17 protein-coding genes and 1 pseudogene are annotated in these 21,933 nt (G+C 36.8%); 14 read left to right on the top strand and 4 right to left on the bottom strand.

From position 1 onward, the window contains the following. Window positions 1-159: 159 nt before the first annotated feature. The 13 genes and pseudogenes from glyQ to JP39_RS05890 all read left to right on the top strand — a co-directional run bounded on the left by glyQ (window position 160) and on the right by JP39_RS05890 (window position 16,856). On the top strand, window positions 160-1,071 hold the full coding sequence (gene glyQ, locus JP39_RS05950) for a glycine--tRNA ligase subunit alpha (protein ID WP_041501061.1): 912 nt from the start codon (window positions 160-162) through the stop codon (window positions 1,069-1,071). Beyond that, window positions 1,064-3,124 (top strand): glycine--tRNA ligase subunit beta, encoded by a 2,061-nt coding sequence (gene glyS / locus JP39_RS05945; protein ID WP_041501060.1) that lies wholly within the window; start codon window positions 1,064-1,066, stop codon window positions 3,122-3,124. The genes glyQ and glyS overlap by 8 nt, the downstream gene beginning before the upstream one ends. Window positions 3,125-3,577: 453 nt before the next feature. Then, on the top strand, window positions 3,578-5,404 hold the full coding sequence (gene dnaG, locus JP39_RS05940) for a DNA primase (protein WP_041501059.1): 1,827 nt from the start codon (window positions 3,578-3,580) through the stop codon (window positions 5,402-5,404). 23 nt (window positions 5,405-5,427) lie between these two features. After that, window positions 5,428-6,543: an RNA polymerase sigma factor RpoD gene (gene rpoD / locus JP39_RS05935; RefSeq protein ID WP_041501058.1), complete on the top strand. Its 1,116-nt coding sequence runs from the start codon at window positions 5,428-5,430 to the stop codon at window positions 6,541-6,543. Window positions 6,544-7,368: 825 nt separating this feature from the next. Next, on the top strand, window positions 7,369-8,565 hold the full coding sequence (locus JP39_RS05930; RefSeq protein ID WP_041501057.1) for an SAM-dependent methyltransferase: 1,197 nt from the start codon (window positions 7,369-7,371) through the stop codon (window positions 8,563-8,565). An 8-nt stretch (window positions 8,566-8,573) separates the two neighbouring features. Further along, window positions 8,574-9,263 carry a tRNA (adenine(22)-N(1))-methyltransferase gene (locus JP39_RS05925; protein ID WP_041501056.1) on the top strand — a complete coding sequence of 230 codons (690 nt, stop codon included), beginning with the start codon at window positions 8,574-8,576 and terminating at the stop codon, window positions 9,261-9,263. Beyond that, complete coding sequence (locus JP39_RS05920) at window positions 9,263-10,054, top strand: Nif3-like dinuclear metal center hexameric protein (RefSeq protein ID WP_041501055.1); 792 nt, start codon at window positions 9,263-9,265, stop codon at window positions 10,052-10,054. The genes JP39_RS05925 and JP39_RS05920 overlap by 1 nt, the downstream gene beginning before the upstream one ends. 13 nt (window positions 10,055-10,067) lie before the next feature. Further along, a complete protein-coding gene (pepT, locus tag JP39_RS05915; protein ID WP_041501054.1) occupies window positions 10,068-11,312 on the top strand; it encodes a peptidase T in 1,245 nt (414 codons plus the stop codon). A 513-nt stretch (window positions 11,313-11,825) separates the two neighbouring features. After that, window positions 11,826-13,058 carry a C39 family peptidase gene (locus JP39_RS05910; RefSeq protein WP_041501053.1) on the top strand — a complete coding sequence of 411 codons (1,233 nt, stop codon included), beginning with the start codon at window positions 11,826-11,828 and terminating at the stop codon, window positions 13,056-13,058. Between the two features lie 11 nt (window positions 13,059-13,069). Next, complete coding sequence (locus JP39_RS05905; protein ID WP_053085047.1) at window positions 13,070-14,554, top strand: C40 family peptidase; 1,485 nt, start codon at window positions 13,070-13,072, stop codon at window positions 14,552-14,554. A 237-nt stretch (window positions 14,555-14,791) separates the two neighbouring features. Continuing rightward, window positions 14,792-15,322 carry a hypothetical protein gene (locus JP39_RS05900; protein WP_053085046.1) on the top strand — a complete coding sequence of 177 codons (531 nt, stop codon included), beginning with the start codon at window positions 14,792-14,794 and terminating at the stop codon, window positions 15,320-15,322. Window positions 15,323-15,425: 103 nt separating this feature from the next. Then, a pseudogene (locus JP39_RS05895) lies at window positions 15,426-15,614 on the top strand (2-hydroxymuconate tautomerase); the annotation flags it as partial. Window positions 15,615-15,662: 48 nt separating this feature from the next. Further along, the gene (locus tag JP39_RS05890; RefSeq protein ID WP_041501051.1) at window positions 15,663-16,856 is read left to right on the top strand and encodes a DUF2075 domain-containing protein; all 1,194 of its coding nucleotides are present in this window, start codon (window positions 15,663-15,665) and stop codon (window positions 16,854-16,856) included. A gap of 92 nt (window positions 16,857-16,948) precedes the next feature. Here the strand turns inward: JP39_RS05890 and JP39_RS05885 are convergent, their stop codons facing one another. After that, window positions 16,949-19,501 (bottom strand): ABC transporter permease, encoded by a 2,553-nt coding sequence (locus JP39_RS05885; RefSeq protein ID WP_041501050.1) that lies wholly within the window; start codon window positions 19,499-19,501, stop codon window positions 16,949-16,951. Window positions 19,502-19,511: 10 nt separating this feature from the next. Next, window positions 19,512-20,213, bottom strand: a complete 702-nt coding sequence (locus JP39_RS05880) for an ABC transporter ATP-binding protein (RefSeq protein ID WP_041501049.1) — start codon at window positions 20,211-20,213, stop codon at window positions 19,512-19,514. A 111-nt stretch (window positions 20,214-20,324) separates the two neighbouring features. Here JP39_RS05880 and JP39_RS05875 point away from each other — a divergent pair, with 111 nt between their 5' ends. Beyond that, window positions 20,325-20,930, top strand: a complete 606-nt coding sequence (locus JP39_RS05875; RefSeq protein ID WP_041501048.1) for a TetR/AcrR family transcriptional regulator — start codon at window positions 20,325-20,327, stop codon at window positions 20,928-20,930. A 74-nt stretch (window positions 20,931-21,004) separates the two neighbouring features. Here the strand turns inward: JP39_RS05875 and JP39_RS05870 are convergent, their stop codons facing one another. Both JP39_RS05870 and lepB read right to left on the bottom strand, forming a co-directional pair. Continuing rightward, window positions 21,005-21,190 carry an LBP_cg2779 family protein gene (locus tag JP39_RS05870; protein WP_041501047.1) on the bottom strand — a complete coding sequence of 62 codons (186 nt, stop codon included), beginning with the start codon at window positions 21,188-21,190 and terminating at the stop codon, window positions 21,005-21,007. 36 nt (window positions 21,191-21,226) lie between these two features. Next, window positions 21,227-21,892, bottom strand: a complete 666-nt coding sequence (lepB, locus tag JP39_RS05865; RefSeq protein WP_041501046.1) for a signal peptidase I — start codon at window positions 21,890-21,892, stop codon at window positions 21,227-21,229. Between the last annotated feature and the right edge of the window lie 41 nt (window positions 21,893-21,933).

Raw genomic sequence — 21,933 nt, 5'->3', positions numbered from 1 at the left:
AGCTTCGATCAGATTTATGGCGTACAATTAATTCGAATATAAAAGAGCAGGACCTCGGTCCTGAATTAGGGTGGAACCGCGAATACTCGTCCCTTGCAGAAAGTGCCTAAGTGTACACTGCAAGGGATTTTTTTGTGCTTTTGCCTGAAGGGAGAAAAAATGGTAAAGAAGTTAAATGTTCAAAATATGATTCTCACACTTCAAAAATTTTGGGGTGATAAAGGTTGTATGTTGATGCAAGCATACGATACAGAAAAGGGTGCCGGGACAATGAGTCCTTACACATTCTTACGTGCAATTGGACCAGAACCTTGGAACGCTGCCTACGTTGAACCATCAAGACGTCCAGCTGACGGTCGTTATGGTGAAAACCCTAACCGTTTGTATCAACACCACCAATTCCAAGTTGTAATGAAGCCGGCCCCAGAAAACATTCAAGAGTATTATCTTGATTCATTGCGTGCTTTAGGAATTGAACCACTAGAACATGATATTCGTTTCGTTGAAGATAACTGGGAGAACCCATCAATGGGCTGTGCCGGTGTTGGTTGGGAAGTTTGGCTTGATGGTATGGAAGTTTCACAATTCACATACTTCCAACAAGTCGGAGGACTACAATGTCACCCAACAACTAGTGAAATTACTTACGGTGTTGAACGTTTAGCTTCATACATCCAAGACGTTAACTCAGTTTACGATTTGGAATGGGGCGACGGTGTTCTTTATGGAGATATCTTTAAAGAACCAGAATACGAACACTCAAAATACTCATTTGAAGAAAGCAATCAAGATATGTTATTTACATTCTTTGATGCTTACGAAAAAGAAGCTAACCGTTTGATGGAACTAGGTTTAGTTCACCCAGCTTACGATTACATTTTGAAATGTTCACATACATTTAACTTACTTGATGCCCGTGGTGCTGTTTCTGTTACTGAACGTGCTGCTTTCTTGTCACGAATCAGAAAGATGGCTCACAAGGTAGCTAAAGCCTTCGTTGAAGAAAGAAAGAAACGTGGCTTCCCACTTTTGGCAAATAGCAATGCAGCAAAGGAGAACGAAAATGACTAAAAATTACTTACTAGAAATCGGTTTGGAAGAAATGCCAGCCCATGTTGTAACAAAGAGTGTTAACCAATTCGCACAAAAAGCTGAAAAGTTTCTCAAGGAAAATCGTATTTCTTTTGACTCAATCGAAAAGTTTTCTACTCCTAGACGTTTAACTATTTTGGTTAAAGGTATTGCTGAAAAGCAAACTGATATTGATATCAAAGCTAAAGGTCCTTCAAAGAAAATTGCTCAAGATGCTGATGGCAACTGGACTAAAGCAGCTCAAGGGTTTGCCCGTGGACAAAAGATGACACCAGATGATATCTTCTTTGAAGAATTAAAGGGTGTTGAATACGCTTATATTCAAAAACATGAAGACGGTCAAAAAGTTGAGGCTGTTTTGAGTCACATGGATGAAGTCATCAAATCAATCACATTCCCAACAAGAATGCGCTGGGGTTCATATGACTTCGAATATATCCGTCCAATTCACTGGTTAGTTTCACTCCTTGATAATGAAGAAGTTCCTGTAAAAATTCTTGATGTTACATCTGGCCGCATGACACGTGGACACCGTTTCTTAGGTGAAGATGTTGAAATTGACGACGCTAAAAATTACGTTGAAAAGCTTAAGTCACAATTCGTTATTGTTGATGCTAAAGAACGTAAACAAATTATTTCTGACCAAATCGACAAAATTGCTTCAGACAACAACTGGGATATCGATGTTGACCCTGACTTGCTTGAAGAAGTTAACAACTTAGTTGAATTCCCAACTACTTTTGCCGGTTCATTCGACAAGAAATATTTGGAAATTCCCGAAGAAGTTCTTATCACTTCAATGAAAGATAACCAAAGATATTTCTATGTTCGTGACCAAGATGGCAAGTTAGCTCCTTACTTCATCGGAGTTAGAAATGGTAACTCAGAACATATCGAAAATGTTGTTCGTGGTAATGAAAAAGTTCTTGTTGCCCGTCTTGAAGATGCTGATTTCTTCTTTAAAGAAGATCAAAAGAAGACAATTGCTGACTACGTTGAAAAGCTTAAGTCAGTTAACTTCCACGTTAAAATCGGTACAATGTTTGAAAAAATGGCTCGTGTTCACCAAATTGCTGAACACTTGGCTAAGTTATTCAAACTAGATGATACTGAAACAAAGGATTTGTTACGTGCCAGCGATATTTACAAGTTTGATCTTGTAACAAGCATGGTTGACGAATTCCCTGAATTACAAGGTGTCATGGGTGAGAAGTATGCCGAAATTATGGGCGAGACTAAAGCAGTTGCTCAAGCCGTTCGTGAACACTACATGCCAATCTCAGCTGAAGGAGCCTTACCAGCAAGTAAAGTTGGTGCTGCTTTAGCTATTGCTGATAAGATTGATTCATTGGTAACATTCTATGCCGTTGATTTGATTCCAAGTGGTTCAAATGATCCATATGCTTTGCGTCGTCAAGCTTATGGTATCGTCAGAATTCTTGATAACTATCAATGGTCATTGAACCTTGAAGACTTGCAAGATTACTTGAAGGCTAACTTGACTGTACCTGCTAAATTAGATCTAAGTAAGAATGAAAAAGCTATCAATGAATTCATGATTGACCGTGTACGTCAATTGTTGAATCAAAAGGGTATCAGAAATGATATCGTTGATGCAGTTGCATCTGGTTCAAACGTTGATCCAATCGCAATGATTGATGTTGCTGAAGTACTTCAAAACCATGTTAAAGATGATGATTTTAAAGTTGTCATGGAAGCACTTGGTAGAATCGTTAACTTGTCTAAGAAAGCCAAGTTTGGTTACTCAGATGACTTAACAGTTGATGATAAGTTGTTCGAAAATCCTTCAGAATCACAATTGAAGGAACAAGTCGCTAAAGTCAGTGACGACAATGCAGAAAACTTATTCAAACAATTGGCAGCCTTACGTCCAGTAATCGATTCATATTTTGATGAAAACATGATTATGGCTAAGGATGAAAATGTTAAGAATAACCGTTTGACTCAATTGGTTATTGCTAATCACTTGATCGAAAACTTGGGTGACTTGTCTAAGATTGTTACAAAATAGATTAACCGTCTCCAGGATCGATTTGAACTTTAAAAAATAACACAAGTAAGGCAGTCCAATTCCCAATGGGAGCTAGACTGCCTTTTTGCTACAGCAATAATAAGAATGTGTAATTATGTTAAGAATGTTTAGCATTTACTAAGATTGTGTAAATAATTAAGCTTCCGGTAAAATACGTAACTTTTAGTACATTATTTCAATCTTAGAAACTAATCTTGTTTTAATTTGTTGGTTATCGATTGTAAAGATTTTGTAACCAATTATCTAGACTTTTACAAACAACCGTGTATAATAAGAAATTGACAAGCAAACAGTGGTCCCAGTTTGCACTTTTTATGGGAGCACTTTTTTATTTTTAGTCGCTTGTGTACGATTCAACATGTTTGTTTTCCAAAAATGAATGTGTTAGATTATGTTTCTCGGTTTTTATAAACATATGAGGAGGTGACGGCCATGGCAACGAGAATTCCTCAGGAATTCATTGATGAAGTTACCTCGAAGACAGATATTGTCGATGTTATCAGCAAGTATGTACAATTAAAGAAGTCAGGTAAGAATTTGTTTGGACTTTGCCCGTTTCATGAAGAACGAACTCCTTCGTTTTCAGTCGCAGAGGACAAACAAATTTTTCATTGCTTTAGTTGTGGTCGTGGTGGCAATGTTTATAAGTTCATCATGGAGATGGAGAATAAAACTTTCCCTGAAGCAGTGATTGAAGTCGCCCAAATGGGGAATATTTCTGTTCCTGATCAATATGAAGCTAGAAACACGCAATATCAAAATTCTGACAGTCAAACATTGCTAAAAATGTATGCCGATGCGGCTAAGCTTTACAGCCACATTTTGACAAAGACTGAAAATGGTACTCCAGCTTTGAAGTACCTCAAGAATCGTGATCTTTCGGATGATTTGATTCAGACCTTTGGAATCGGTTATGCACCTAATAACAATAATCTATTGTTACAGTTCTTCAAGGACCGTGATATCAGTGAAGATGTTTTGAAAAAATCAGGACTATTCGCTGAAAATCAGGAAGGAGAATTATTCGACCGCTTTCGTGATCGAGTGATGATTCCGATAACTGATGAATCCGGCAATATCATTGCTTTTTCTGGACGTATTTTAGATAAAGAGGCTTCAACTGCTAAATATCTCAATAGTCCGGAGACGGAAATCTTTAATAAGGGTAAAACATTGTTCAATTTGAATAATGCCAAAAAAGAAATCCGTGAAAAAGGCAACGTAATTTTGTTTGAAGGATTCATGGATGTTATTAGTGCTTATAAAGCCGGTGTTACCAATGGTGTCGCATCAATGGGTACCAGTTTAACGGACCAGCAGCTTTACGTGTTGAGCCGTTTAACCAACAAGATCAATGTTTGTTACGATGGTGATGATCCCGGTGTTGAAGCTACTTACCGTGCTTTGACCCAACTGACGGATGAGCGTTTCACCTATGGCGTTATCAGTATTCCTAATCGAATGGATCCTGATGAATATATCAGAAGCGAAGGTTTTGAAAAGTTTCAGAATTTGGCTAGTGGTGGTGTTCAAACGCCGATTGCGTTTATCCTGAATTACTTTAAACGTAATTATAACCTGAACAACGAACATGATCAGTTGGAATTTCTGAATCAATCGTTACACGAAATAGTAAAATTACAATCACCAGTTGAAGTCGATATGTATGTTGGCAAGGTCGCTGACGAGATGCATGTGTCTAAGGAAGCTATCAATAAGGAATTAGATGCACTGCGTCGTCAGCAAGCAATTCAAAAACCTGCTAACAATTATAAAGATGTTCAGCAACACGCTCTAGAGCAAGTTACATCGAGTGTCAGGCCTAAATATAATCGTTTGGAGAAATCGGAACGTTTCTTATTATATTGGGCAATTAACTTTCCAGAAGTCAGAATCAACTTGAAGGGTGAAGGCTTTAGTTTTGTTCACCAAAATTACCAAAGAATTTTTGACGCTTTATTATCGTATGTAGAACAGGATGATGTCGATGATGACGAGATTAATATCTCCGATTTCATGAATGTTTTGGATAATGATGACAAGAATCTTTTGGCAGAGCTAGAAATGATGAATATGCCTGACGAATATAATGACCAAGAAATTGATGATTATGTTCGTAATATTCAAAATTCTGATTTGGAAAATAAGTTAGCTGACCTCAATGAACAACTCAAAAAAGCGGCGATGGTCGGTGACAACAAATTGCAGATGGAATTAGTGAAGCAATTGGTTGATGTAAGAAGAATCCTTTGCAATTAAGCATACTGGAGGAATAAATATATATGGCAACTAAAAAACCAGCAGTATCAAAAGAATTAAAAGCTGCAACAAAGAAACTCATCAAAGATCTTAAAAAGACCGGTAAGATTACAGAAGATGACCTTCAAGAAAAAATCATCAAACCTTACAAACTTAAGGGTGATGCTTTAACTAACTTTGTTAGTGAACTTGAAGATGTCGGTATCGGTGTTGTTGATGATAAAGGTAATCCTAGTAAACTTGCTCTTCTAAAGGAAAAGAAGGAAGCTAGCAAGAGTAAAAAGGAAGCTACAGCCGCTGCTACAGATATTAAAGTTAACGATCCTGTTCGTATGTATCTAAAGGAAATTGGTCGTGTTCCTTTGCTTAATGCTCAACAAGAAGTTGACTTGGCTTTGAAGATTGAACAAGGTGATGAAGAAGCTAAGCAAAAACTAGCTGAAGCTAACTTGCGTTTGGTTGTTTCAATTGCTAAGAGATATGTTGGTCGTGGTATGCAATTCTTGGATCTAATTCAAGAAGGTAACATGGGTCTAATGAAGGCCGTTGAAAAGTTTGATTACCGTCTAGGTTTCAAGTTCTCAACTTATGCAACCTGGTGGATTAGACAGGCTATTACTCGTGCCATTGCTGACCAAGCTAGAACAATCCGTATTCCTGTTCACATGGTTGAAACTATCAACAAATTGATCAGAATCCAACGTCAATTACTTCAAGATTTAGGTCGTGAACCACTTCCTGAAGAAATCGGTGCTGAAATGGATATGCCTACTGGTAAAGTACGTGATATCTTGAAGATTGCTCAAGAACCAGTTTCATTGGAAACACCTATTGGTGAAGAGGATGACTCTCACTTGGGTGACTTCATTGAAGATTCTGATGCAACCAGTCCTGAAGACCACGCATCTTATGAACTATTGAAGGAACAATTGGAAAATGTACTTGATACTTTGACAGACCGTGAAGAAAACGTGCTACGTCTTCGTTTCGGTTTGGACGATGGTCGTACAAGAACACTTGAAGAAGTTGGTAAAGTCTTCGGTGTTACTCGTGAAAGAATCCGTCAAATTGAAGCTAAGGCATTGAGAAAATTGCGTCATCCTTCAAGATCAAAACAACTTAAGGATTTCCTTGAATAATTAAAATTTAAAGACTGCCAATTGGTGGTCTTTTTTTTGTTTTTTTAAATATGCCGCCTCCGGGTGCCAGAGATTTTCGCCTGCTATGAGGACCGACTTGAGCCAAGGTCTCAAGTCTCACTTTGAAGCCTCGCCATAACCCGCGAGTCTCCAAAGTCGCCCTGTGGTGTAATTGCTAAAGCAATAACGCCACCTCCATAGCTGGTGAAATCTCTGGCACCCGGAGGCTAGTTTATCTGTTGGCTGGGATGTTGGATTTGACTCATCTTTGTTAGTTGGAAAATACAAAATATTTGATTTATAGTTACTATTATTTTCAACATTTATTATTGAAAATTGAAATTACTACAATTAATTATGTGGCTAATAAATTAAATGTGATATTACAAATATCAACTTATTTGTGTTGATAACTGATACTTGATGATTAAGATATTTGTATTGCTTATTTATGAATATGGATGTAAAATTCTCGAAATTAGAATCAAAGAGTACATTAGTCGGAAGTTGTGATGGAAGTTAGTCGACAGTGGAAGTGGTGTAAGAACGGTAATCCTCTCTTCTTACATTACAGGACATTTTTTGAAATCGGTGTACTTTGCGAAGTTCAAAAGTGAGGGTCGAATCCACTTTCTAAGCTCGAACAGGTCTCGTAGCAGACTTCATTCCTTCGCAATCTAAAACAGCAAATTTAAATATCATGTTAGATAAAACTCAATAAAAGAGACGTTTTATTGAATATGTTTCTGAAAAAATAGCACTTTTCGTTTATATTTTTTCAGGATTTGATTTACAATTAATATATCTATTTTTTTGGAGGATGTTATGTTAGATAAAAAGATTTATGATGAAATATTTTCACGTTCCTTTACTATTCCTATTAAAGTGATTTTCTGGGATGGCAAAGAAAAGAGTTATGGACCAGAGGGAAAATCTGATATAACTATCAAATTTAATGAAAAGGTTCCAGTTTCAGAACTTGTTAAACATGCTACTTTGACTTTAGGTGAAGCCTATATGGATAAGAAGCTTGAAATCGAAGGTTCAATTCAAAAGTTGATTACTTCTGCTTATACTCAATCAGACAGTTTTATGTCAAGTTTGAAACTAAAGAAGTATATTCCTAAGTTCAGTCACACTGAAGAGGGCAATAAAAAAGAAATTCAAGAGCACTATGATATCGGGAATGACTTTTACAAATTGTGGCTTGACGATACTATGACTTACTCATGTGCTTATTTCCGCACACCAGAAGATACTTTGGAACAAGCTCAAATGAACAAAGTGCACCATATTTTGAACAAATTGAATACTAAACCTGGCGAAACTATTCTTGATATTGGTTGTGGTTGGGGAACAATGATGTTCACAGCAGCTAAAGAATATGGTTTGAAGGCTAAAGGTGTTACTCTTAGTCAAGAACAATACGATTTTGTTAACCAAAAGATTCAAGACGAAAATCTTGGCGACCAAATGGAAGTTATGCTTGAAGACTACCGTGAAGTTAGTGAAAAATTCGATCACGTCGTTTCCGTAGGTATGTTCGAACACGTTGGTAAGGAAAACTTGCCTGGTTACTTCGAAATGGTTAAGAAACTTTTGAAAGAAAACGGAAATGCCTTGATTCATGGTATTACTGGTCAACATTATGGTGTTGGTGTCGATGCTTGGTTAGTTAAGTACATCTTCCCAGGTGGCTATATTCCTGATGTTAAGGAAAATGTTGGTCACATTTTGGATGCCGGTTTACAAATTGATGACCTTGAACCATTACGTCGTCACTATCAAAAGACTGTTGAAATTTGGGATCGTAACTTCCATAAGGTTGAAGATAAAGTTGATGAGATGTATGGCGAAAGATTTGTTCGTATGTGGGACTTATATCTTCAAGCCTGTGCCGCATCATTTGAAAGTGGTAACATTGATGTTATCCAATTCTTATTAACAAATGGACCTAGTGGTACTGCTATGCCAATGACACGTGAATACATGACAGACTTAGACAAGAAGACTGCAGAATAGAGGTTAAAGTGACTTTACTTTCGAAGAGATTACAAGCCGTTTACCAAATGGTTGATGAACATACAAGAGTGGCTGATATTGGATCAGATCATGCCTATTTACCAGTGGAATTGATTGAAAAAAAGGTGGCGGATTTTGCCATTGCTGGAGAAGTTGCCGAAGGACCAATGTCACGTTCCAAAGAAGACGTTGAAAAGTTTGGCCTCAGTGACAAAATTGACGTTCGCTTAGGTGACGGTTTAGCTGTCATTAAAGCTGATGATTTAATTGATACAGTTGTAATTGCTGGTATGGGAGGAATTCTGATTCAAAGCATTCTGACCCGTGCAACTGCCGAGCAATTATCGCATGTCAAAACTTTAGTATTACAACCTAATATCGGTGAACCGCTTGTACGTCACTGGTTGGTTGAAAATAATTTTGCGATTGTTGATGAAGATATTGTTGAAGAAGATCATCACGTTTACGAGATTATCAAAGCCCAAAAAGTCACTGCACCCGTTACTTTGAACGAAGCAGAGTTTTTGATGGGACCAGTTTTGATGCAGAAGAAGACAGCAACATTTGTCGCTAAGTGGCAACATAAATTGAGTGGTTACCACAAAGCCGTTGCTAATATGAAACATGCTAAAAAGATTGATCAAGATAAAATTGATGTAATGAACCAATATATTAAATATATTGAGGAGATACTCTAATGGTTAATGTTCAAGATATTATGAATAAGATAGAAGAATTTGCCCCATTATCAATTAAGATGGATGGCGATCCAACTGGTTTTCAACTAGGTGATCGAGAGCAGATAGTGAACCGCGTTATGACAACACTCGATGTTCGTCCCAACGTTGTCGCTGAAGCTATTGATAAGAAAGTTGATTTAATCGTGGCACACCACCCAATAATGTTTCATGCTGCACATAATTTAGATTTGGCCTCACCACAAAACCAAATGTATCGTGATTTGTTATCGCATAATATTTCCGTTTATGCTGCTCATACCAATATCGACAAGGCACATGGTGGAACCAATGATTGGTTGATGGAAGAACTCGGTCTGAAAAATGTCCGTTTCTTGGATGAAAATGACGACTATTCAATTGGCCGCATGGGTGAAACTGAGAAACCAATGGACTTGGTTGACTTTGCCAAGATGGTTCGTGATGCCTATCATTTATCGAATCTGCGTTATGTAAAATCTGACTTGGGTCAGAAGGTACACAAGGTTGCCATTATCGGTGGTGACGCTGGTAAGTTTTATCCTGAGGTTTTAAAAGCAGGGGCTGATACTTTCATTACTGGTGATGTTTATTACCACACAGCTCACGATATGATGGCTAACGGCTTAAATGTCGTCGATCCTGGACACCATGTTGAAGCAATCTTTATAAAAGAAATGGCAAATATTTTAAATGATTGGAAAAGGTCTAATAAATTAGAATTAGATATAGTACAATCAGAGGTAGATACAGAACCATATAATTTTTTATAGGGAGCGTATAAAAATGGCAATAAAATATGAAAAATTGATTCCGCGTTTTTTGGAATATGCAAAGCAGAATACTCGTTCAGATGAACATTCCACAACAATTCCTTCAACTGAGAGACAAACAGAGTTCCTCAAGAAGTTAGCTGAAGAATTGATGGAAATTGGTTTGAGTGATGTTAAGATTCGCAAAGTTGATTCATATTTGACCGCTGAATTGCCTTCAAATATTGATTATGATGTTCCAGTTTTGGGATTACTTTCTCACGTTGATACTGCTGATTTTAATTCTGAGGATATTAAGCCTAAAATCGTTGAAAATTATGATGGCAAGAGTGTTATCAAGCTTGATGAGGCAGGCGAGTATACACTTGACCCAGCAGTCTTCTCTTCATTGAAGAATTATGCTGGTCAAACACTTATCACAACAAGTGGTGACACATTACTTGGCTCAGATGATAAATCCGGTGTCTCAGAAATTATCACCGCTATGGAATACTTGATCAATCACCCAGAAATCAAACATGGTAAAGTTAAGATTGGTTTTGGACCAGATGAGGAAATTGGTACAGGTGCTGATCATTTTGATGTCAAAGACTTTGGTGCTGATTTTGCCTATACAGTCGATGGTGGTCCAGTTGGACAACTAGAATTCGAAACTTTCAGTGCTGCTAGTTTGAAGGTTCACATTACTGGTAAAGATGTTCACCCTTCAGGTGCTAAGGGAATCATGGTCAACTCAATGTTGATTGCTAGTGAATTCCAAAGCATGTTACCAGCTGATGAAGTTCCAGAAAAGACCGAAGGTGACCAAGGATTCTACCTATTGTGCGATGAACAAGGTACAATCGATCATACAGATATGTCTTATATCATCCGTGATTTCAAACGTGATGGCCTAGAAGCTCGTAAGAACAAAGTTACTGAGATTGTTAAGGCTCTAAACGAAAAGCATGGAGAGGGCACAGTTAAGATTGATATGGTTGACCAATATTACAACATGTACGATATTATGAAAGATCATATGGATGTTGTAAGAATTGCTGAAGAAGCTATGAAGAACTTGGATATCGAACCAGACGAAGCACCGGTACGTGGTGGTACAGATGGTTCAACAATTTCATTCATGGGCTTGCCAACCCCAAACTTATTTGCCGGTGGAGAGAACATGCATGGACGTTTCGAATATGTTTCTGAAGAAGCAATGGAAAAGGCCGTTGATGTAGTTCTTGAAATTATTAGATTAAATAGTCAAAAGAAATAAATTTTAAAAATTTGGAAAACAGGAGTTGATAATCGTCAAATTATCAACTCCTGTTTTTTTTGTGTCTTTAACTTCTTGAAAAAAAGTTATGTAACCTTAGTCGGAAGTATATTATAAAGGATTAAAATATATGTTTTACGAAAACATATATTCAAAAACCAACAAACAAAAAACAAATTATATCCATATTTCAATAAACATCAACACTATAGGAGGAAGAACTGCGAAAGATTAATTGGCAGTGAAATTATTTAAGGAGAAGTTTTCTGATTTCCTCCGGCTGCAGTACACAAATCATAAAAATAGGAATTTATCCCGATTTTTTAGGAATAGCTATTCTTTTTTGAATTAGTCTGATGTTATACTTATTGTATTGAAATATTGATAAAAATTATCACGGATGAATGGAGTTAGAATTTATCTGGCTATAATTTTTTATCAAAAAATGGCATAGGGGGCATGCTAGCAAATAAAATATCTGTTTTCAATCTACGAGACGAAGGGTAAAAGTATATGGGGTTAAAAAGGAAACTACTTTACGCAACTTTATTTGCGTCTAGTTGTCTGCTTTCAACAAATATTGTTAAAGCTGACACTGTAAATAACAACGCTGAAGCAACCGTTAGTCAAAGTATTGCAACTACCGATACTAAAGAAACGACTAATACGACTGAACCAGCAACAGCTAAAACTGCAGATGCTGCAACAGCAACACCTGATCAGACTAAACAAGAGCAAGCACCAGTTCAAGTTCCAACACAGGAACAAACACAGATGCAAGCTCAAACAGTGAACGGCACTGCTAATCAACCATCACAAGTCCAATCACAACCTGTTGATGGCGTTTACACTGTCGGGGGACAATTGACATATTTACATCATGCCGATGGCTCACAAATTACTGACCGAGCTTTGGGTCCAAATACTGCTTGGTATACCGATACTCATATGACTATGAGCGATGGAAACAATTATTATCGAGTAGCTACTGATGAATTTGCCAATGGTAACAACGGAACATTCACATCATATGTTCAACCTTACCAAGGTAATGCGACAGTTGTTTATCAAAAAGGTTCTAGTGCTCACACGTTCTTACACTATGGCAACAAAGCTACTTATCAAGGTAACAATGTTCCAACAGGTAGTACGTGGAAAGTAAGTAATCACGCCAAAATCAACGGTAAAGAATGGTATGAAATCGGTAATGACACATGGGTTCCACAAGATTATGTCGTTATTAACCAAGGCCAATATAAGGAATCTAAATGGATTTCTGGTGTGCCTTTGATTGCACAACGTCCTGAATTGCCAAATGGCTGTGAAATTACTGCCGTAACAATGATGCTACAATACGCCGGTGCCAAGGTAAATAAGATGCAAATGGCCCGTGAAATGCCACGTAGCAGCAATCCAAGTTACGGTTATATCGGTCAACCATGGGATCAAACAGGGATCACTATTTTCCCATCAGCTTTGATGCATTTGGTTGAAAAATATGCTGGAACAGCCAAAGATTTGACTGGTCAAAACTTCGATGCAATCAAATATCAAATTGATATTGGCCATCCAGTTGTAACATGGCATACATTGTATGGCTTCCCATACCATGCTTTAGTTGTCACAGGTTATGATCCAAATTATGTTTACTACAATGACTGTTGGACTGACCAAACACTTCAAATGGGGATTAACCAATTTATTAACAATTGGAACACGCAAAATAGACGTGCAATAAGTTATTAGGGGAGAAACAAATGAATAAAAAAGCAAAACTATCATTTATTTGTGGTATGGCACTAACAATGTTAGCAATTACTACTCAACAAAATGTTAAAGCTGACACAACTACTGATAATCAAGTAACAACTACAAGTACTCAAAACCAAGCCGTTTCTCAAGCTACTGCAGCTACAACACCTACTGACGACCAAAAAGCCGTTGATACTCCTGCTACAGCAACTGACGACACAGCCAATGCTCAAGCAACTGTTGCTAACACTGCTGACACAACTGCAACTAATGACCAAACAACAACCACAGCTGCTGATCAAAATGCAGACACACAAGCAGATGCTACAGCCTCAAACATCACTCAATTAAAGGGAATTGTTACAACTAGAAACCAAGCAACTCCACTTTACAAACAAGATGGTTCAGCTATTACTGACCGTCAACTTGGACCTAACACTCCATGGTTCACTGACCAAAAGTTACAATACAATGGTAAGACTTACTATCGTGTTGCTACTAACGAATACACTGACGGTCAAGATGTTGTTTTGACATATGGTAACGCAGCTGACGGTATCATTCGTGTTAAATCATCCGGTGCTGTTAACTTTTCACGTTCTGACAAAGGATTCACTCGAAATGGTTCAGCTAACCAAGCTGCTAACACTGTTTGGAGATACAACCGTACTGACAAAGTTAATGGTATGACTTATTACCAAATTGCTAACAACGTTTGGTTAAACAGTGACGATGCTACAACTGCTGCTGCATACCAAAACCCAAATGGTTGGCTACAAATTCACAACAGCCAAATCCAACCTTCTGGTGGTGCTGTTGGTTATGATTTGTACAATGGTGTTGAAGGTATCAAGACTTATTTAGTAAGAAAATACTTTGGCTACTCTAATGCACACACAATCTATGATGGTTCCGTAGCTGCTAGTGTCAGAGCTCTTCAATCAAGAAAAGGTCTTCCTGTAACAGGTGTTGTTAACTTGGCTACATGGAAAGCTATGGGCTTTGTTGAAAGTACATGGTACGGTATTGACTCATATGTTGCTCCATTACAAACTAATATGACAAGTACTCGTACAGATCACATTGAAGCCATGATTAACCAAGCATACAAGTATCTTGGCCAACCTTGGATCTCTGGTGCAGCTTCAATGCCATCATATGGTGTTGACTGTTCTGGATTAGTTACACAAGCACTTTACGCATCTGGTATTGATTCATCACCAATTTCAAATATTCAACACGCTCAACCAGGCCACGAATGGAATAGTCGTGACTACTGGGCAGATAACAGACTACCTCGTGTAAACTTTAATAACCGTCAACGTGGAGATTTGATTTTCTTCGCTGATCCATCAACTGGCGTTGTTTGGCACGTTGGTATTCTTTTGAACAGAGACACAATGATCGAATCATGGCCATTTGCTGTTCAAGTACACTCAATCTACTCATCACGTGGAAACATTGTTGGTGTAAAACGTGTATTTCATTAATTTATAAATTAAAAGTTCTGACTGAAATAAAGGTCAGAGCTTTTTTTGTTGATTGTAGAAGCACAAAAAAGAAGCGTCACATCATAGCCGTTTATCAGTGTGATGTGACGCTTCTTTGCATAATGCTAAATATTGAATCTCTTAACCATAGGAATTAATTAACTTGCGTTACACATTATTTATCAGCAATTAGTTGTAAATAATCCAATTTAGGATTATCCAAACGTTGTTCATATTATGACAACTAATCAAGACGAGATGTTTAATCGTTACTTTGAGGATGATAAAATTAGTGACATTCAAGGTGATTGGAAGTTCCTTCAAAGTTCTAATCCACTGACGGACAAGAATTTATATGAAACTGGACCGTATATGGAAAAACTTATAAAGAATATCAAGAACATGCAAGTTCCATCTGAAATGATTCCCAGAAGCGAAGTCGATGGTGCTGAATTGGAGCCTTGGGTAAGATCACCAACGTTTCTTGAAGGTGAGAGGTTTAATGCCGAATATGATAAAGTAAATAGTTTTATTAAAGGTAATCAGAATAAAAAGTTATTATTAATGGAATTAGGTGTAGGACGTATGACACCAATGTTTATTCAGCAGCCATTTTGGAATTTAACATATAATTTGCCACAAGCCTCATACGTGAATATAAATCCCAAGGATGCCATAACTCATCCCAAGATTGAAGACAAATCATTAGTTATTCATGACGATATTAATACTGTTTTTGCGGATATTGCGGAAAGTTTAACTAAGTAAGTCATACCTCGGTTAGAAAGAATAATTGTTTATAAAATGCTTATTTTATGAGACAATTTAAATGAATTTTAATTCTAATTTATGAAGTAATCAAAGGAGAAAGCTTATGCCATTGGTACATATTGATTTGATCGCCGGTCGTTCCGAAACTCAATTAAGGGGAATGGTCAAAGATGTTACTGACGCCATTGTTAAAAACACTGGTGCACCTGCAGAACACGTACACGTTGTTTTGAACGAAATGGAAAAAGAACACTACGCTGTTGGCGGGGTTTTAAAGAGTGACGAATAGTTAACTTTGGCACACCTTAGGGTGTGCTATTTTTGTTAGGAGACAAATATGCTAGATTCTGTTTTACCCGATAAGCATCTGACCGCGGAACAACAAGATGTTTTTAATGAAATATTTGATTTTTGCCAAAATAATTTAAGCACCCAGACTAAAGGCCTATTTCAACTTAATGGGGATGCTGGTACTGGAAAGAGCGTTATTTTAACACAATTATTCTTACGTCTAGAACAACTGGCTAAAAATAATGGAACCGACAATTACTTTTTAGTTAATCATCCAGAATTGTTGAAGGTCTACCAAGAAAATGCGAGTGGCTATAAAGAGTTACGTAAAAATCGATTTTTACGTCCCACAACTTTTATCAATCGCATGAATAAGAAAAATAAATCAGCGGATGTTGTCGTAATTGACGAAGCTCACTTATTGTTGAGCGAAGCCGATCGTTATAATAATTTTGAGCAGAACAATCAGTTAGAAGAAATAATCAAGCTGAGTAAAGTTGTCATAATAGTTTATGATGAGCGCCAAGTTTTGAAATTGAAGAGTTTTTGGTCACAGAAAGTAATCGATAATCTGGTCAAAAGGTTCCAGTTACATTACCAATTAGCGACGCTCCATGTTCAAATGCGTATGCAAGCTCCAAAGAAAATTGTTCAGTGGATTGATAATCTGACGAATAATTTACAACTTAAACCGGTTAATCAGCAACAATCCGATTTTCTAGGTGGCAGTTATAATGGTTATGAATTTAGAGTATATCCAGATGCTGAAAAAATGTATCAGCAATTACGCCAGGATAATGCAACTTATCAAAAGTCCCGCATCGTTGCGACAGCTGATTATCCTTCAACTCTTGATGGCAAGAAACACTTTGTCAATGAGGGAGAGTTTCATTTACCTTGGGACCAATATAATTATTCCAATGTCACGTGGGCGCAAAAAGAATCGACCATTGATGAAATTGGTTCAATCTATACGGTGCAAGGATTTGACCTCAACTACGTGGCAGTGATTATCGGTCCGTCAGTTGTTTATGCTGGTGATGGTAGGATAAAAGTTGATATTGCCAAGTATGAAGATCAAGAGGCTTTTAAGAAACGTCATCAAGCAGATTTAACTGATGTGGACGCTGCTAAAAGGGCAATAATTCTGAATTCAATCAATGTTTTACTAAAACGGGGAGTTAAAGGCGTGTATGTCTATTTTCATGATTCACGTATTTACGATTATTTAAAAAAATAATATAAAAGCGCTTCAATTCAAACATTAGATGTCTGAACTGAAACGCTTTTTGTGTAAAGCTGGATACTTATAAGTTCTTGTTTCAAATTGTTTTAGTCGACTGATTTAAGTGCTCCGAGCATATCGACGTTTTTAATTTTACGTGCCATAAAAATCATAACTATAATCGAGAAAACGACTGTCATAAATCCGGAAATAGTAAAGTTGGACCACAATAAAGTCATATCAGCCATGGCAGTTTCTGGCGGTAAGGTTTGCATAATATAGTTGTGTAGCCAGCTGCCACCTGCATATCCCAAAAGGATACCGATTATTGTTAAAATTAACGTCTCGCGGTAAATATACATAACGACTTCCATTGGGTAGAAACCAAGAACCTTAATAGTTGACAGTTCTCGAATCCGTTCAGATACGTTGATATTGGTTAATGTAAATAGAACTACGAATGCCAGCAACGAGGCAGCAAAGATGATAATCAAGACTAAGTTATTTAAGCCATCCAAAATATTATTGATAGTTTGCTTAGCATCATCAGATTGAATTACCGTTTTTGATGCGGATTGCTTCGTCAATCCACGTGAAACCTTATCGATGTTTGTCTCAGATCTATTTTTTAAACGGATCATAAGTGAATTGTATGAGACTGCTTTTTTAAATACTTTCTTATAATAACTTGGACTCATATAGATGTTATGCCCCGCGTACATTTCCGTAATAGCGGCGACTTTTATTCTATATTTCTTGCCGGTAGAATCCTTGATAGTCATTTTGTCACCGACCGCAACATTCATAACTTTGGCTAATTTCTGAGTAATAGCAGCACCATCTTTAGTTAAACTTGTTTCTTTATGTGCAGTAGGAGTTTGCAAGGTCACATAGTTTGAAAATCGTCGTGTGGATTTGGGGATAACCATTGAAATTTGCTGATTATTAACCATTTCTTTTGATTTGGCGGTAATGCTTTCATAATAGACGGATGTTTGCTCTTTTAATCCCTCGATGTTTTTAACATAATTTTTATAATGATCAATGTTTTTTGTTGAGTCAGAAGTATTGTACATTCCAATGACGTCGTAATGAACAATATCCTTATACTGTGTGTTTACAATGCCGCTTAAGGAATCTTTGATCCCAAAACCAGTAATTAATAATGCAGTACATCCGAGCACACCAACAATGGTCATTAATGATTTGAATTTATATCTGAATAAGTTTCTCATAGTAACTTTGTAGTTAAATGAGAAATGTTTCCAAATGAATGGGATGTGCTCCAATAAAATTTTAGAACCTTTTTTGGGAGGCTTGGGTAACATCAGAGTTGCCGGTTTTTCTCTTAACGAATTTCCAGCCACATAAACTGCGGGTAAAACCGTGCATAAGATAGTAATGACAAATGATAGTCCAATCAATGACCAAGAAATTGGTGTCTTGAGATTTGGAATTACGAAATTAGCAGTGTAAGCAGAGAAGATCTTTCGTGGCAAAAAAGTTGTTCCCAACCAGGCTCCGATAGCTGTCCCGATAGCACTGGCCAAGAACCCGTATAGTAAGAAGACTTTCATCGCTGAAAACTTAGAATAGCCGAGTGCGCGTAACGTACCTAATTCAATACGCTTTTCTTCACCCATACGAGACATTGTAATAAAGACAACCAAAATAGCTACTGCAAAGAAAATCAGCGGAAAAGTATTTGAAAGTATGTCAATTCTTTTAGCATCTTCACCGTATTGGTTGTATCCCTGATTATAGTCATTACGTGATTGAATCGTATAGGTTAGGGCAGAGGCTTTCTTTGAAACCTTATCCTTTTCAGTTTTGATAACCTGATTAGTTTTATTTCCATATAACTTGGACAAAGCAGGTGTCTCTTTGGTAATTTGTTCGTTGAATTTAGTGATTATTGCTTGTTGCCGATTTTGAGACATGGTTCTCACTTTGGATTCAGTATTAGAAACGTTTTTTTCAACTTGTTTTGCATAGCTATCAGAATAACTTGCACCTTTTAAATTGTTATAACTGATCAGAGCCAATGATGGAGTTTTAGACTTAAAGTTCGTTTTCTTCACTATGCCATAAGTATCAATCTGGCCAGTGCCTACAGTAGTTGCTCCAAGATTTTGTTTGAGCAAATAATCGGCAGATGTGACAAAGCCAACCACTTTCAATTTGGAATTTTTTAAAGTTGATAACTTTTCATGGCTTTTATTATTGATAGTAATGTAGTCACCCAACTTATATTTGCCTTTCGCACGACTGCTCAAAGCAATTTCATTATTATTTTTGGGTAAACGGCCAGTTGTAGGCTTACTAATTGATAGTTTAGTCGTATTAGCTTGTATGCGAATGCTTTGATTGCTGTTCGAGATTAATCCATCGGTACTATTAGAAAATTCAATTGTTTTGATATGATTGATTATTTTCATCTTGGTCTGATCAGACTTTGAAATATCAGAAGTACTCTTAATTACTGCATCAGCCATTTTATGACTAGTGTAATAACTGTTCGCTGTTTGTCTCATATCATTGCCAGTAACTTTAAGACCAATTAGGATGAAAACTCCCAAGGCAAGTAGGGTAGCAATTGAAATAAAGCGCGCAATGGAAAACTTGAATTCACGTAAGATATTTTTATTTAATATTTTCAATTTTGATTACCTACCATTCAATCTGTTCCACTGGTGTGGGAGTGGTGTTTAATTTGTCCAATTTGACTTTTCCGTCGCCAATTTCGATTACGTGGTCCGCCATTGCTTTGATCGTCCCGTTATGAGTAACGATAATGACATTTTTGTGCGAGTTATTACAAAAATCCTGCAGCATTTTCAAAACAGTCTTGCCAGTTTTATAGTCCAGTGCTCCTGTGGGTTCATCGCATAAGAGTAAATCAGGATTCTTGGCAATTGCTCGAGCGATTGAAACTCGTTGTTGCTCACCACCAGATAGTTCAGCCGGGAAACTATTGATACGATCCTTTAATCCAACTTCTTGCATAACTGCTAATGGATCCAAAGCGTCAGATACAATTTGGGATGCCAATTCTACATTCTCAATAGAAGTTAAATTAGGGATTAGATTGTAAAATTGAAAAACAAATCCCACACTTTTCCGACGATAGGTGGTCATTTGTCTATCAGAATAATTAGAAATATCTTTTCCATTAATGACAACTTGTCCCTTAGAGTTTGAATCCATTCCACCTAAAATATTGAGCAATGTGGATTTACCAGCACCAGAAGCGCCAACAATCACGGTTAATTCACCTTTTTTGAGTTCAAAGCTTATATCATTATTTGCGTAAAAATCTTTACCTGCCATATTATAAATTTTGGAACTATGTTTGACTTCAATGTAAGACATGTTATTATCTCCTTATATAAACACTGTGTTGCTTTAACAAAAGACTAATGCATACTAGGATTCATAACAACCAGCAAAAAAATAAATATGTTGGATTAAGGCGGGATTAACATGCAAAGAAATACCAAAACAAATGAGAAAATCAAAAAAGCCTTCATCAAATTGATGAAGACTAAGGGCTTTGAACATCTGAGTATTAGCGATATTACATCGATAGCAGAAATTAATCGAAGTACTTTTTATGCACACTATGAAGATAAATATGATTTGGAAAAGCATTTCGAGGATAGTATCTTGGAGGAATTGAAAGAGAAGTTAAAAAACAATTTAAATACGACGATGCAATATCAAGATATAACTCGAGGAGTGGAGCCATATACTGTTTTGACAACGATTATGGAATATGTAGCTTCAGAATTTGAATTGGTGAAAGTGCTAATGGATAGTAATGGCACTTCCTTTGAAACTCGAGTTAAGGAGATTCTTAGATATGTGATTGATCAGGGATTGTATCTAAAGAAGGGCAACGACAAGATGGCCCAACAAATTCCGAATGATTACGCATATGAGATTATAGTTGCCGGTTTGATGGATACAATAAAGTATTGGCTTTCTAAAGATAAGCCGGAAGATGTCGATACTATAGTTGATATTATTATGAAAACTCGTTATTTAAGTCCTTATGATTTACTTGGTATTGATAATAATTCCCTTTAAAATTTGACTTTGAGTAAACAAAAATAGCGATGACCAAACGGTCATCGCTATCATGGTAAACTACAAATACTGCCTTATTGATGTAGCTTAATGTATTCTAAGATTGTCTTTGTTTCAGCTGCTGTTGGTTCGTAGTCACCTGACTTTAAGTTATGAACACGTTCTACTGAAATGTGACTTTCAAAAGCAAATTGTGTATCAGTCATATCTTTATCTTTTTCGTACTGAATTATCATTTCAGCAATATTTGGTTTATCCATGAAAATACCTCCAATAAGTTATCTGTTAACTTCGATTTAAAAGATTGCCCATCTATTCAATGGCCAGTAACGCCACTTGACTTCACCAATAACACTCTTCTTATTGATAAAACCAATGATTCGACTGTCTTTGGAAACGGTTCTGTGATCTCCCATTACAAAATAGGTACCAGCAGGAACTTTGTTAGTCTGTTCGATTTTCTTTAGATAAGAACTGCTATAACGTTGTTGCCATTCAGGAGAATTCTTAGCTAAAGTGCTTAAAGTGAAATTATACGTATAGCTGTATGGCTTGCCCGCATAGAGACTAGTATCAGGTTCCTTAACTTTGTGACCCGCATTGAGGAAGTCTTCTTTATACAGTTTACCATTAACATAAATTTTGTTGTTCTTTGAAACAACTGTATCGCCAGGTAAACCGATAACTCTCTTGATATAAAATGATCCTGGTTCGTCAGGCGCCTTCAAAACGATAACATCACCACGACCAATGTTTGAATGTCTTGTCGCAATAACTTTATCGTTGTTTTCAAAGGTCGGCTGCATGGAAGGTCCAGAAACTTTATCGTTGGAAAGAATGAACTTAAATCCGAGGAAGAAAACTGCATAGATTGCAATTGTTAGAGCAATGGTCTGTAACCAGAATTGCCAACCGCTTTCTTCTTCCTTTTGAGACCGTCGTCTCTTATTATTTTCTGCCATATTTCACCTCGTACATGTACTACCTAAGATATTACACTTTT

This window comes from Companilactobacillus heilongjiangensis (genome assembly GCF_000831645.3).
GTDB classification, from domain to species: domain Bacteria; phylum Bacillota; class Bacilli; order Lactobacillales; family Lactobacillaceae; genus Companilactobacillus; species Companilactobacillus heilongjiangensis.
The sequence above is the reverse complement of the archived record's forward strand: the minus strand, read 5'-3'. Positions and strand labels throughout refer to the sequence as shown.